Source organism: Corallococcus sp. CA049B (genome assembly GCF_003611685.1).
Taxonomy (GTDB): Bacteria; Myxococcota; Myxococcia; order Myxococcales; family Myxococcaceae; genus Corallococcus; species Corallococcus coralloides.
In genome coordinates this window covers 1-14,021 of record NZ_RAWC01000236.1, presented here as the reverse complement: position 1 = coordinate 14,021, position 14,021 = coordinate 1, and the positions used below count along the sequence as shown (strand labels likewise).

Genomic DNA, 14,021 nt, shown 5'->3' with positions numbered 1-14,021 from the left:
GCGACCGGCGGGGCCGGGGGCGGCGGGGTAGGGCGGACCTGCGGGGTCAGCGCCTGCTGCACTCGCGCCGCGATGGCGCCGCCAATCGACTCACCAATTCTGGACATGTTGGGTCTTCCCCCTCGAACCACCGAGACGGTGGACGTTGATGGATTATCGACCCTTGCCGCCCGGAGTTGCCGTGTTTTCGTGCCTACATCAGCGCCTGACGTCGGCCTTCAGTGCCGGGTCCGGTAGCGGTCCACGGCGGCCAGGAGCACCTCCGTGCGCACCGGCTTGCCCAGGAGGCCCACCGTCCCGGGCGGGGCCGCCTGGAGGTCCGGGTCCGCGGTGAGCGCCAGCACCGGCAGCCTCGACGTCAGGCCCAGGTTCCGCAGCCGGGTGAGGAGGCGCTGGTCCTCCGGGTTGCGCAGCATCAGGCTGAGCAGCACCAGCGAGGGGATGTCGGGGATCCGGGACAGCACGTCCAGGGCCTGCGTGGCCGTGGGCACGGACAGCACCGTGTAGCCCTCCAACACCAGGAGGGCCGCCAGGGCCTCGCGCAGGTCGTCGTAGCTTTCGACCACCAGCACGGTCGAGGGTTTGTCCAGTGCGTCCACCGTCGGACCTTATACCGCCGGGGCCCCAGGGTGTGCACACCCTGGGACCCGCGGACAGGGGGCCCTAGGCGCGGGCCTTGGGGCTCAGCTGGGGCTTGAGGATGACCTTGGTGTAACCGTCCTTGCGTGCGTCGAACTTCCTGTACGCGTCCGGCGCGTCCTGCAGCGGCAGGCGGTGGCTGACGATCATGCTCGGCCTGGCCCGGCCCGCGATGATGAGATCCCGCAGGAAGTGGTTGTAGCGCTTCACCGGCGTCTGGCCGGTGCCCACGGTGATGCCCTTGTCGAACACCTTGGCCCAGGGCAGCGGGTAGATGCCCTGCTTCGCGTTCTCGTCCGGCGCGCCGGGGTCCGGGGCCATGTAGACGCCCACGACGCCAATGGAGCCCGTGGGGTTCACCAGCTCCACCAGCTGCTCCAGCACCTGGGTGGGCTTCTCCCGGCCGCCGTGCGCGTCCGCGCCCCGGATGTCGCGCGACTGGTAGCCCACGGCGTCGATACCGCACATCACGCCCATGGCCTTCTCCTCACCCGGGCGCAGCGCGCCCATGATGAGCGGGTTGCCGCGGCGCAGGTCCAATATCTGCTTCACCGGGTCCCCCTTCGTGAAGTCGATGGGGATGGCGCCCATCTCCTTCACCTTGGCCAGGCGCTCCGGGACGCTGTCCACCACGTAGACCTCCGAGGCGCCGCGCAGGAGCGCGCAGTAGCCGGCGAGCAGGCCCACGGGCCCCGCGCCGAAGACGGCCACGGTGGCGCCCGGCCGCACGTTCGCAAGCTCGGTGCCGTGGTACGCGGTCGGGAACACGTCCGACAAGAGGAGGAAGTCGTCCTCCAGGTCGTCGCCTGGCTGCCCGGGGATCTTCAGGCAGTTGTAGTCCGCCCAGGGCACCCGGAGCAGCTCCGCCTGTCCACCGCGGTACGGACCCATGCCCGCGTAGCCGTAGCCCGCGTGCGGCGCGTCCGGGTTGGCGACGAGGCACGCCTCGGTGCGGCCTCGCACGCAGTCGAAGCAGGTGCCGCAGGCGATGTTGAAGGGCAGCACCACGCGGTCGCCCTTCTTGATGCTCCTGACGCCGGGGCCCACCTGCTCCACGACGCCCATGTTCTCGTGGCCGAACACCTGTCCGGCCTTGGACGCGGTGCGGCCCTCGTACATGTGCAGATCGCTTCCACAGATGCCGGCGGAGGTGACGCGGATGACGCAGTCGGTGGGGGACTCCAGCTTCGGATCCTCCACCTCCTCCACCTTCACCTGGTTGTTCTCTTTGTAGACGACGGCGAGCATGGGCACCTCCTGGTTTGGCCTGGAACGCGGCTCACCAAAAGTGGGATGCGGCGCGTCCAGCGGAAGGGGCCGGGGCTGGAGCGCGCCCGGCCGCCCCGTGCAGGCGTGCAGGGCGGGCGCGCTTTCAAGCCCTCTTCAGTGCGCCATCACCACCGGCGCCTCCGCCGGGGACACCAGCGACTGGCGCTCCCACGCGCGGCTTCGCCAGCGCATCCACATGGCCAGGCCGCGCGTCCACTCGTCCGCGGCCACCGCGAGCCACACGCCCGAGAGACCCAGGTGCAGGTGGAACACCAGGTAGTAGCCCAGGGGCAGGCTCATGCAGACCATGGAGATCATCGCCATGATGACCGGGAAGGTGGCGTCGCCCGCGGCGCGCAGCGCGTTCACCAGCACCAGGTTGAACGAGCGGCCCGTCTCCAGCAGCAGGCTCAGCACCAACACCTGTGACGTCAGCCGCAGGATGTCGCCGTCGTGCGTGAAGAGGCGGATGAGCGGCTCGCGGAAGAGGATGGCCGTCAGGTCCACCGCCACCGTGATGCCGATGCTCCACTTGAGGCTCTTGAGCACGCGCGCGTACGCGTCCTGCGAGCGCTTCGCTCCCACGAGCCGTCCCACGATGATGGACGTGCCCATGCCGATGGCCAGGCTGCACAGGAACACGTACTGGGACATGGCGTTGGCGTACTGCCGCGACGCCAGCGCCGCCGGGCCCAGGTACGTCACGTAGTACAGGAACACCGTCTGGCACGCGTGGTACGTCAGCTGCTCCACCGCGGACGGCACGCCCACGCGGAGAATCTTCCGCACGTACTCACGCGTCAGCGCCACGAAGTGCGTGGGCCGCATCTTCACGTCCATCACCCGCCAGAGCATCCACGCGAAGACGCCCACCGCCATCGCGCGGCTAAAGACGGTGGACATGGCCGCGCCCGCCACGCCGTGCGCCGGCACGCCGAAGTGGCCGAAGATGAGCACCCAGTTGCCCACCACGTGCACCACGTTCATTCCCAGTGCCACGTACATGGACTGCCGCGTGAAGCCGTACGTGCGGATGAGGCTGGAGAAGACGTTGATGAGCGCCTGGAGGAAGAGGAAGCCGCCCGCGATGTGCCAGTAGGTGCTCGCGTACGCCAGCGTCTGGGGCTCCAGGTTCATCCGCCCCAGGATGAAGTCCGCGGACACCAGCAGGCCGCCGCTCACCGCGAGCCCCAGGAGGAAGTTCATCGTGATGGCCTGCGCCGCGATGCGCGCCGCCTCCGTGCCGCGCTTCGCGCCGAGATATTGCGACACGACGATGGACGCGCCGTGGCTCACCACCTCCATCACCAGGATGCAGATGAAGACGTACTGATTGACGACGCCCACCGCGGAGACGGCTGCGTCCGACACACCGCTGAGCATCAGCGTGTCCGCCGTGCCCATCAGCATGAAGAGGAAGATTTCGAAGAAGATGGGCCAGGTGAGGCGGAACAGGCCCGGCTCTCGGGAGGGTGTCGGCTCGACTTCAGTGGGCATGGCTGCGTCGCGTCAGGTGGACCCACTGTGCGCGCGCGGTATTTCGATTTCAATCGGAAGCACCCGCGCCGGTTGCCTGCCCGCCGCGGATGCTTTGCGCTGAAAAAGTGAGAGCGGAACCTACGACGACGTCAGCCGCTCCACGGTGTCCACCAGGTCTCGCAGGGCGAAGGGCTTCTTGAGGAAGCCGGCCCACTGCTGTTCCTCCATCTTGGCCTTGGGCGGCTGGATGGCGCTCATGACGAGGATGGGGAAGCGGTGGGTGCCGTCCTTGCGGATGGCGTCGATGGTCTCGTAGCCGTTCATCACCGGCATCATCACGTCGATGATGGCCAGGTCGGGCTTCTCCTCCTTGAGTTTGGCCATCGCCTCGCGGCCGTTGCCGCAGACGACGACGCGCAGCTGCTCCTCTTCCAGGATGGCCTGGATGGCTTCCGCGATGTCCAGCTCATCGTCCACGACGAGCACGGTCTTCATGAGCGCCTCCGCCGGGACGTGCCCGCCGGAGCCTTCTTCGAGCCCGGCTTCTTCTTCGCTGGCGCCTTGCGGCCCTGCTTCTTCTTCGCGCCCAGGGGGGACTTCACGCGGTCGGTGCGGGAGCTCTCGCCGCCGGACAGGCGCGCGTGGCCGGTGAGGATGCTCTCCGCGCTCTCGAAGGTGCCCGCGACCTGGATGCCCTGTTCGCTGATGGAGAACTCGCGGATGCCGCTGTCATAGGCGCTCTCGCGCATCTTCATGATGGAGAGCAGCCGGTAGAGCTGCGAGCGCAGCTCCACGTAGCGCACCAGGATGACGTTCTCCACGGTGGACGCGGCCTCCGGCTGGGGCATGTCCACGCCGGGGCTGAACAGGGGCGTCTCATCCGAGTACAGCGTGGTGACGTCCATCATCCGCAGCTGGTGCGTGAGCGCGGAGAAGAAGCGCCCCATTCTGTCCGGGTACACCGCCGCGGAGCGGAAGCCGGACACGCCGTCGATGAAGAGGCGCAGGCGGTCCACCTTGCGCTCCTCGATGCGCTCCAGCAGCCGCTCCGCCAGCGAGTCCATGTTGTGCTCCAGCGGCGGCTGCCACTGGATTTCGATGAGGCCCTCGTCCACGTACTTCTTGAGGTCCCCCATGCCGGTGCCCTCCGCCTTTTCAATCAGGCGGGGGGGCGTCTCGAAGAAGCCGAAGTAGACGCCCGGCTGGCCCGCGCGCGCGCCTTCGAGGAGGAAGTGCAGCCCCAGGAGCGTCTTGCCCGTGCCGGGCGCGCCCAACAGCAGCGTGGTGGAGCCGGACAGCACGCCGCCCCGGAGCGCCTCGTCCAGGCGGGGGATGCCGAAGGGCATGCGGATGCGGTCTTCTCTCCCCTCCGCGGCGGGGTGCGCGAACTGCACCTCCGTGCGCGGGTGGATGACGATGCCCTGGTTGCTGATCTCCACCTCGTGGCGGCCCAGCAGGGACGGCCCGCCGCGGAACTTGATGGCGATGAGCTCGCGCACCGCGCGCGGGCCGTGCAGCCACAGCGACAGTTGGAAGATGCCGTCCACCGCGGTGTTCTCCGGGTGGACCTCCCCCTCATGGTGCGGGGCGAGCAGCAGCGTGGTGCAGCCCAGGATGCTGCAGAAGGTCTGCAGGTCCTGGAGGAAGCGCTTGAAGGACAGGTCCGAGCGGGCGAACTCCTTCGCCGCGTCCATGCCGTCGATGATGAGCAGCGTGGTGCCGTGGACCTGGGCGTTCTTGCGCAAGAGCTCCAGCAGGCCCTTGAGCCCGTCGCGCTCCAGGTCGCGGTAGCCGCTGAGGTACTGGAGCCGGTCCGGGATGACGCCGGCGTCGAAGAACGTCATCTGCGACAGGTTCTCCAGCATGCGCCCGTGCGACTCCGACAGCAGCGTCACGTAGAGCGCCTTGCCGCCGTTCTTCACGTGCTGGAAGGCAATCTGGTTGGCCAGCACCGTCTTGCCGGAACCCGGTGGGCCGATGATGGCGTAGGACGAGCCCTGGATGAGGCCGCCCTTGGTGATGAAGTCCAACCGGGGGACATTGGTGACGAGGCGCTTCGCCGGGCTCTTGCCTTCGCTGGACGGCGTGCCGCCGTCAGCGTCTTCGGTGTTCGACACGAATCGTTCTCCCTATGGAAGCGTCAGTACCGCTGGGTGCGATGCAGGGGCAGCCTCAACTCGAAACACGCGCCCTGGCCCAGGGCGCTCCTCACGCTCAACGTGCCGTCGTGCGCGGCGGCGATCTCCTGGGCCAGGTAGAGCCCCAGGCCCAGCCCGTCGAAGCGGCCTCCGGAGGCCACGCGCTCGAAGCGGCGGAAGATGCGCGAGTGCTCCTCCGGCGCGATGCCCACGCCCTGGTCCTCCACGGCGAGCACCGCGTGGCCCTCGTGCGTGGACAGGCGCGCCCTGGCGGGCCGGTCCTCGCCGAACTTGATGGCGTTGGACAGCAGGTGGCCCACGGCCTGCTCCAGCAGGCGCGGGTCTCCGAAGAGGAGGACGGGCGCGTCCGGCAGCTCCGCCGTCAGGGCCACGTTCGCGCTGCGGGCCGGGGCCTGGAAGCGCTCCACCTGCTCGCGCACCACCTGGGAGAGGTCCACCGTGTCCACCAAGAGCGCCACGCCCTGGGTGGACAGGCGGGACACGTCCAGCAGGTTGTCCACCAGGTTCTGCAGCCGCGTGAGGTGGCGCACCGCGGGCGTGAGGCGCTTGCCCATGGCGCTGTCCTCGTCCGCGTCGTGGACCACCATCTCCACCGCGCGCTCCAGGTTGAGGCGCAGCACGGTGAGGGGCGTCTTCAGCTCGTGCGCGGCGATGCTGAGGAACCGGTCGCGCGCGCGCACGGCGTCGCGGGCGCGGGTCTGCAGGCGCAGGAGCGCCTCGATGTTCGCGAGCAGCTCGTCCTCCGCCAGGGGCCGCGTCCAGTACGCGTCCGCGCCCTGGGCCAGGCCCCGCACGCGGTCCTCGCGCTGGACGGACACGGACGACAGGTGGGCGATGAGCAGGTCGTGCGTGGCCTCGTCCGCGCGCAGGCGGCGGCAGACCTCGTAGCCGTCGATGTCCGGCATGTGCACGTCCAGCAGCACCAGGTCGGGCTGGCCCTGGGCGAGCCGGAGCGCCTCGCGTCCACCCGTGGCCTCGAGCACCTGGTAGCCGCCCTGCTTCAGCGTGAGGCTGAGCAGGTACAGCGTCGCCGGGTCGTCGTTGACGTTGAGGACCGTGACGGCGGTGCGGCCTGCGTGGGCGATCTTGGCGTCGGAGGAATTCACGGCGGTGGGTGCAGCGGAAACAGTGGGGGCGCGAGCGGCGAATGGAACCACCCGCATCGAAAAAGATCGGCGGGAGTGCGCCGGGCGGCCGGCCGGGTGTTGCCCCCAGGACGGATCCGGCGCTGGAGCCGTCAGCCTTTCCGCAGGCGGGCGGACAAGCGCAGGATGCCGGACACGTCGCGGGGCCGGATTTCCGGCCCGGATGGGCACGGGGGCATGAAGGGCACGGCGGGTGAGCTGTTCGTGGACGGTGCCCTGATCAGGGCATGGCTTCCAGGCGGAACTGCTGGCAGTCGTTGTTGGACCAGACCCACTGCTGGACGGTGGCCCCGTCGCCGCTCGCCCAGCAGTTGCTCACGTCCAGCACCTTGCCGCTGTGGCGGGCCTCGAAGCGGGTGTAGCCGCCAGTGGTGGCCACCGGCTTGAACTGCTGGTTCGCGCCGCCCGCCCAGGACCACTGCTGCACGCGCGCGCCGTCCGCCTGGCTTGCGTCCGCCACGTCCACCGCCTTGCCGCTGTAGCGCGACACCAGCCGGGAATAGCCGCTGTCCGTGGCCACCAGGGACCACTGCTGGCTTGTCCCCGTGTGGCACGCCCACTGGTGCAGCCCGGTGCCGTCCGCCGCGGACGGGCCCACGATGTCCACGCACTTGCCGGTGGCCTTGTTGACCAGCCGGTACCACGGCCCCGGCGGGCTGGACGTCCCGCCCCACTGGAAGGACGCCACCGAGCGCGGCGGCAGCGTGTACTCGAAGGCCTGGCCGTTCCAGCGGACCTTGAAGGACAGCGTGGCGCCGTCATTCGAGTTCAGCGCGATGAGCGCGCGCGAGCCGTCCGGGTTGCGGAAGGCGAGCGTCTCGATGTTGTTGTTGCCCAGCGACGTGGCGCCCACGCGCACCGCGCCCGGCCGCACCACCTTCGCCAGGTGCGCCCACGCGTAGTACTCCTCGTTGCGCGTGTACGTGCCCGCGGCGTTGTCCACGGTGAACATGCCCCGGCAGTCCGCGCAGCCGCCCACGCGCGGCCCGTGGTTCGGGTCCAGCGCCAGGTTCCAGTAGAAGGACGTGCGCGACCAGTGGCGCAGCGGCCCGAAGAGGTTGTTCTGCAGCGCCCACTCCAGGTTCGCCGCGGCGTTGGTGGCCCAGAAGCCGCCGGTGCACTCCGTGAAGTGCACCTCCTTGGCGGGGTAGGCGTCGTGGAAGGCGGACTGGACGCTGTAGCTGCCCTCGGGGCTCTCGTAGCAGTGGTACGCCACGCCCGCGACGGCGCTCTGCGCCTGACCGCCGTTGTAGGCCATCACCTCATGCGGGTAGCCCGCGGGGCCCGAGCCGTCGTGCCAGTTGTGGTCCCACGCCAGCACCTTCACGCCGTTGAAGCCCGCGGCGTTGAGCGCGGGGCGCAGGTGCTGGGCGGCGAAGACGGATTGGTCGTTGGACTCCATCTGCATCGTCGCGTAGCCGCCGTTGGCGTTGTGCGGCTCGTTCTGGAGGCTCAGCGCGTGGATGGGCACGCCGTTCGCCTGGTAGGCCTGCACGAAGCGCACGAAGTAGTTCGCGTAGGTGCCGTACAGGTCATTGCGCAGGTAGCCGCCGCCGGTGAGCGAGTTGTTGAACTTCATCCACGCGGGCGCGCTCCACGGCACCGCGAACACCTTCACCTCCGGGTTGATGGCGCGCGCCTGCTTCAAGAGCGGCAGGATGTACGCCGTGTCGTGACCCACGGAGAAGTCGCTCAGGTCGCAGCAGGTGTCGTCGTAGGTGTAGTTGTCGCGTGAGAAGTCGGACGCGCCCATGGGCAGGCGGATGGCGCTCTGGCCCGCGCCCGCGCTCACGCTGAACAGGTCGTTCATGATGGCCGTGCGCCGCGGCGAGTTGAAGATGAGCCACGCGGACGAGTCCGTGAGCGCGCCGCCGAACCCGTCGAGCGTCTGGTACGTCACGCCTTCGTTCACGTCGATGGCCGTGGCGCTGCCCGTCTCCGGGCCGAACGCCTTGTTCGCCTCCGCGTTGAGCTTCTTCGACAGCGCGCTGCCGGACGTCGTCGTCAGCCACACCTGCACGGTCTCGTTCGCCGCGCTCGCGACGGGGGGCAGGAGGGTGGAGGCGGCCAGCAGCAGGCCCTGCAGGGGGACTCGGGACAGCCAGGAGGACATGGGGGACTCCAGACACCAGGGAGGAGCCCGCAGCCTATTCAAGTTGTTCAGCTAGGACCCGTTAATCGTGGATGCCTGGGCCTGGGGTGGAGCCGAGGGAAGGGGCTCCAGGCGGCGGGTGGCGGCGGTGTGGAGCACGGTGAGCTGTCGCACCAGCCGCTCCAACTGGGACTGGAGCAGGGGCGCCTCGGCGCCCATCGCCGCGCCGGCCGCGTCCGGGGTGGGGACGTTCCAGCCGATGAGCGCGTCGAAGGCGGGCAGCGGCCTGGGCGGGCGGCCGTGGTGAACCGCGTCCGCCAGGTCCTCCATGCTCGCGTCCATGGCGCGCGCGAAGCGCGACAGGGCTTCCTGCACCGCCGGGGTGGAGGGCACGGAGGTCCGTGAGGCGAGCAGGGTGCAGACGGCGGCGAACCGGCGGGTGAAGGCGAGCAGCGTCATCAGCGGCTCCACCGTCTCCGTGCGCCAGCGCGGCTCGTTGAGCAGGCGCTGGAAGGACGTCTCCGCGTTGATGGTGGCCAGCCCCAGCTTGCGGCGCGCCTCCGCTAGCGCCGTCGCATCGGGTGTCCCGCCCTGCTTCCACGCACGGGAGAGCACGTCGAAGAACTCGCGGTCCGCGCGCAGCGCGTCCGCCAGCTGCGCCGGGAAGCGCTGCTCCTCCGAGCGCTGCCACAGGAAGAAGGTGCCCGCGAGCGCCAGCGCGCCGCCGATGAGGGTATTGACGATGCGCACCGGGGCCAGCGTCCAGTCCCCGCTGCCCAGCTCCGCCAGCAGCACGAAGGTGAGCGTGGCGAAGATGGTGAACAGCCCGTAGTTGAGCGGGATGAGGCTCACGCACAGGGCCGCGGTGCAGAACAAGAGGCCCATCATCGCGTGCGGGTCCTGGAGCCAGGACGCGACCGCGATGGCCAGCAGGCCGCCCACCACCGTCCCCAGCACGCGCTGGAGCGCCTTGAGGAAGGTGGGCCCGGTGTACGGCTGCATGATGGTGAGCACGGTGAGGGTCACCCAGTAGCCGTGGTTCGGACGGAACACGCTGGCGATGTAGACCGCCGCCGTGGTGGTGAGGCCCACGCGCAGCGCGTGCCGCAGCACCTCCGAGTCCAGCGTGAGGTGCGCGCGCACGGGGTCCATCAGGGACGCGTGCGACTCCTCGGCCAGCGCGCGTGCGGGGGGAGGGGCCTCGGTGAGGGGGCCGGGCAGCCGGCACGCGGTGTCCAGCGCCACGTCCGCGCGCTCGCGCATCCCGGTGAGCAGCCTGGCGATGTCCGTCAGCCGCGCCCGCTCCAGCCGCGTGACGAGCCCGCGCGCGTCCAGGTCTCCGACCGCGTCCTTCAGCGCGCGTCCGTCCCACTCCGGCTGGGGCCTGCGGCTGCGGCCCTCCTGCTCCACCAGCCGCACCAGGTCCCTGGCCGTGTTGGCGCAGTCCAGCAGCGCCACGGCCACCGCCGCGCGCGGGTCGCCCACGGGGCCGCTCACCGGCGGGCCCAGGCTCTCCAACTGCTCGCCCAGGGCGATGAGCCCCATGAACATCGCGTCCGCGGACTCCAGCAGCACCAGCAGCCGCTCACCCCGGCCGCGCTCCACCCGGCCCTGGCGCGTGGCCGCGAGCGTGGTGCGCGCCAGCTCCAGCGTCTCGCGGATCCGCCCGTGCTGCTCCTGGATGAGCGCCTGCCAGGCGTCCTCGCGCGCGCCCTGGACCGTGCGCGACAGCCCTTCCGCGTAGTCCGCCACCGCGTCGAAGCACGCCGCCACCGCCTTGCGCGCGGGCCGGTAGGGACGGATGGGCCAGAGCACCAGCGACAGCATCATGGCCCACGCGGAGCCGCCCAGCACCGCCGCGCCGGACTCCAGCGCGTTCACGACACCGGTCGCGGGCAGCCCCAGCGCGATGACGAAGGTGGTGGCGGCGATGTTGCCGGTGAGGTTCGCCGCGGCGCCGTACACGCCCGCGAAGCTCCACGCCGTCACCCACAGCACGGTGGCGGGAATGGCCAGGCCCGGGTGCATTCCCGCCAGGCCGCCCAGCACCGCGGACACCGCCGCCGCCAGCGCGGTGCCGCCCATGGCGCGGAAGCGGGCGTGGTAGGAGCCGCCCTTGTCCACGAACGACGTGTTGAAGCCGCCCACCGCGAGCCACAAGGCACCCGGCAGGTTCAGCGCGCTGCCCACCACGGTGGGGACGAAGAACGCGAGCGCGGCGCGCAGGCCCGCCTTCACCGCGGGCCGTACGGGCGCGAAGCGGGCCACGGCCTTCGCATGGTCCAGGAGCTGACGGTGGAGCACGCCTCCCCCATAGAGCAACACCCCTGGCCGGGCCACCGGAATCCGGGCCCGTTGCCGTGGGGGCGTCACTCACGCGCCGGACACCGGAGCGGGCGTTGGTGTGGGGCGACCGCCGGCCCCGCTCCGCGCCCTCGGTCGGATGATTCTCGCGCAGGGCGCGGGGCTCGGCCTGGGGGATGGCATCACCCCCTCCAAGGTGGACGGGTACCCGGCGGAGGACAGCCCGCCCGCTGCTCGCCGGCAGGCGGCCAGCCTGGCGACCCGGAGGTGCCCCACTCCAGACGGATGGGCAGCTTTGCAGTGGGAAGCCACCAGGAGCCGACTTGGGGAAGTGCTCGTGAAGACGCTGCTCGGGTCGCGCTACCCCATGATCCTCACCTGGGGGCCGGAGCTCACCCAGTTCTACGCGGAGGCCTGGGCCTGGGGCTTTGGATTGCCCGGCAGGTGGTGGAGGCGCACGGCGGCCGCATCACCGTGGACAGCAAGCCGGGCCTGGGCTCCACCTTCGTGGTGGAGCTGCCGCTCGAAGGGCTCAGGGCCGCCTGAAAGACGAAGGGGACCCGGGCAGGCGGCCCGGATCCCCTCCCTGTCACTTCACTTCAGCAAGACGCTGCTTACTGGACGGTGAACATCAGGTCGTCGCGGTCGTTGTACTCGCCGGAGATGCACGCGCTGGTCGGGGCGCCGGTGCCGTAGCGCATCTGCGCGCGCACGGCCTGGTTGGCGCCGGACGGCAGCGTGTACGTGGCCGAGATGGTCTGCAGGCCCGCGCCCGGCGGCGTGACGGAGGTGATCAACGTCCAGGTGGGCGTCGTCGCGGTGGCGTTGGCCGTGTAGTAGAGGTCCAGCCGATCCGACGAAGGGGTGGCGTAGGCCCAGACGGTGGCCTCCACCTTCACCTGCTTGCCCGCGGCGAAGTTGGAGCCGTCCACGGTGGCCACCTTGAGGGCCTCCATGGACTCGTCGTTGCGGTAGGTGCCGCTGCTGGCGTCCTTGCACGTGCCGCGCAGCGTGTTGGGCGTGTTCAGCTCCGGGCCCCGGGTGCCGCGGCCGTTGAAGAGCGTGCCGCTGTCGCAGGTGGCCGCCGCCGCGCCGCAACGCAGCGTCTTGTACGTGCCGTCGTAGGTGCCGGTCGTGGACACGTTGGCCACCGTCACCGTGCGCGCCGTCGTGGTGGCGGAGTTGCCCGCGCTGTCATACGCCTTCGCCGCCACCGTGTGGCTGCCGTTGGCCACCGTGCGGCTGTCCCACGCGAAGCTGTACGGCGAGGAGAAGACCGTGCCCTTCACCGCGCCGTCCACGAAGAACTCCACCTTGTTGACGCCCACGTTGTCGTTGGCCGTCGCGGTGATGTTCGTGGTGCCGTTCACCGTCGCGCCGCTCGCCGGCGCGGTGAGCGATACCGTCGGGTCCTCGGTGTCCGTGGGCATGCCCGGGAGGCCGCCCTTGCCCAGCTCCGCCAGATACGCGGCGCCGATGCGCGCGAACTTCAGCGCGTGGTTGGCGGTGCCCCAGTTGGTGCCGTCCGTGCTGTTGGCCAGCGTGTCAGAGGCCTTGTGGATGTTGGGGTTCTCCTCGCCCAGGTCATACCGCGCCTCGAAAGGCATGGACGCCGGGTAGCCCTGGGCGTGCCACGCCGCGTGGTCCGAGCACCCGTAGCCGCACGCGATGTTGGCGCGCGAGTAGCCCGTGTACGTGTCGATGAGGCTGCCCAGGAACGCGTTCTGCGCCGCGTTGGTGTTGTCCGTGACGAGCGACACCTCCACCGTGGAGCCGCGATAGTTGGTCATGTCCAGCTGGAGCACGCCCACCACGTTGGCGTTCGCGGCCTTGTGCGCCTGCGCGATGGCCTTTGAACCCAGGAGGCCCACCTCCTCCGCCGCGTACGCCATGAACTTCACCGTGCGCGCCGGCTTGTAGCCCTTCGCCATCGCCACCCGGAACACCTCCGACAGGGTGGCGACACCGGAGGCGTCGTCATCCGCGCCCGGCGCGAGCGCGGTGGAGGGGCTGGACGCGTACTGCTGGATGGAGTCCAGGTGGCCGCCAATCACCACCACCTCGTTCGGGAAGACTTCGCCGGTGATGGTGGCGATGACGGAGGGCTGGGTCCAGCTGGAGTGCGTGTACAGCTCCACCGTCACGTCGCTGCGCCCGTTGGCGTAGCCCTCCCAGGTGCCCCGCAGCCAGCTGGCCGCCTGCGTGCCGCCGGTGGAGTTGTTGTAGTAGCGGTTCGTGTAGCTGGACAGCTGGGTGATGGTGCTCCGGATGCTGGCCTCCTGGAGGCCGGAGAACAGCGCGTTGACCACCGCCCCGTTGTCCAGCGTGTAGCTCACCAGCGACTGCGTCGGCTGCGCGGGCGTGAGCGCCGCGAGCGCCTCTTCCTGCGTGTCGTGCGCCATGAAGCCCGCGCAGCGGTGATACCGCTCGTGCATGATGGAGGAGACGTCGCTCAGCTGGGACTCGGTGAGCTTGAGCACGCTCACCCCGTTCGCCTCGCGCACCAGCGTGGGCGCGCTCCCGCCGCGCAACGACGAGCGCACCGTGCCCGCCGCGTCGGAACCGAGGCTGATGTAGACCTCCTTGTCACGCGGCTCTTGGGCGGAAGCGGTGGCGCAACACAGCGACACGACGACGGGGACCACTCTCTTCAAACGCATGTTCCGCTCCGATTCCAGGCGAGGGCCGCACTGACGGGAGGCACGACGAAGAACACCGCACGCTCAAGTCCGGGCCGGTTGGCCAGACCTCGTGGGTTGGAGGCGCATCCTGTGGAATTCAAGACACTGCCGTCAAGGCGGAGAGCAGCGTGAAACAGGATGAGACAGCTTTCGCCGCCAACGGTGACGCACCCCGGCCATGCCCGGACGCGCCGCGGGAGGGCTCACGCGGGGGGCACGGATGAATGATTGGAAAATGGGAAACGCGAGGGGG

At 70.0% G+C, this 14,021-nt stretch carries 10 protein-coding genes; 1 reads left to right on the top strand and 9 read right to left on the bottom strand.

What is annotated here, in order from left to right; all coding sequences use genetic code 11:
- Positions 1 to 218: 218 nt before the first annotated feature.
- The 8 genes from D7W82_RS33340 to D7W82_RS33305 form a co-directional block, all read right to left on the bottom strand.
- A complete protein-coding gene (locus D7W82_RS33340) occupies positions 219 to 572 on the bottom strand; it encodes a PleD family two-component system response regulator (protein ID WP_158617772.1) in 354 nt (117 codons plus the stop codon).
- A gap of 91 nt (positions 573 to 663) precedes the next feature.
- Positions 664 to 1,887: a glutathione-independent formaldehyde dehydrogenase gene (locus D7W82_RS33335; RefSeq protein WP_120622171.1), complete on the bottom strand. Its 1,224-nt coding sequence runs from the start codon at positions 1,885 to 1,887 to the stop codon at positions 664 to 666.
- A gap of 135 nt (positions 1,888 to 2,022) precedes the next feature.
- Positions 2,023 to 3,405 (bottom strand): MATE family efflux transporter, encoded by a 1,383-nt coding sequence (locus D7W82_RS33330; protein WP_120622170.1) that lies wholly within the window; start codon positions 3,403 to 3,405, stop codon positions 2,023 to 2,025.
- A gap of 120 nt (positions 3,406 to 3,525) precedes the next feature.
- On the bottom strand, positions 3,526 to 3,882 hold the full coding sequence (locus D7W82_RS33325) for a response regulator transcription factor (protein ID WP_120622169.1): 357 nt from the start codon (positions 3,880 to 3,882) through the stop codon (positions 3,526 to 3,528).
- Positions 3,879 to 5,504 carry an ATPase domain-containing protein gene (locus D7W82_RS33320; RefSeq protein ID WP_120622168.1) on the bottom strand — a complete coding sequence of 542 codons (1,626 nt, stop codon included), beginning with the start codon at positions 5,502 to 5,504 and terminating at the stop codon, positions 3,879 to 3,881. The genes D7W82_RS33325 and D7W82_RS33320 overlap by 4 nt, the downstream gene beginning before the upstream one ends.
- A gap of 23 nt (positions 5,505 to 5,527) precedes the next feature.
- A complete protein-coding gene (locus D7W82_RS33315) occupies positions 5,528 to 6,652 on the bottom strand; it encodes a hybrid sensor histidine kinase/response regulator (protein ID WP_120622167.1) in 1,125 nt (374 codons plus the stop codon).
- A gap of 259 nt (positions 6,653 to 6,911) precedes the next feature.
- Complete coding sequence (locus D7W82_RS33310) at positions 6,912 to 8,804, bottom strand: RICIN domain-containing protein (protein WP_120622166.1); 1,893 nt, start codon at positions 8,802 to 8,804, stop codon at positions 6,912 to 6,914.
- Between the two features lie 51 nt (positions 8,805 to 8,855).
- Positions 8,856 to 11,087 (bottom strand): FUSC family protein, encoded by a 2,232-nt coding sequence (locus tag D7W82_RS33305; protein WP_120622173.1) that lies wholly within the window; start codon positions 11,085 to 11,087, stop codon positions 8,856 to 8,858.
- 444 nt (positions 11,088 to 11,531) lie between these two features.
- Here D7W82_RS33305 and D7W82_RS33300 point away from each other — a divergent pair, with 444 nt between their 5' ends.
- Positions 11,532 to 11,633 carry a hypothetical protein gene (locus tag D7W82_RS33300; RefSeq protein WP_370451106.1) on the top strand — a complete coding sequence of 34 codons (102 nt, stop codon included), beginning with the start codon at positions 11,532 to 11,534 and terminating at the stop codon, positions 11,631 to 11,633.
- Positions 11,634 to 11,701: 68 nt separating this feature from the next.
- On the opposite strand, the gene D7W82_RS33295 is transcribed toward D7W82_RS33300, so the two are convergent.
- On the bottom strand, positions 11,702 to 13,747 hold the full coding sequence (locus D7W82_RS33295; RefSeq protein WP_120622165.1) for a M20/M25/M40 family metallo-hydrolase: 2,046 nt from the start codon (positions 13,745 to 13,747) through the stop codon (positions 11,702 to 11,704).
- Positions 13,748 to 14,021 lie beyond the last annotated feature (274 nt).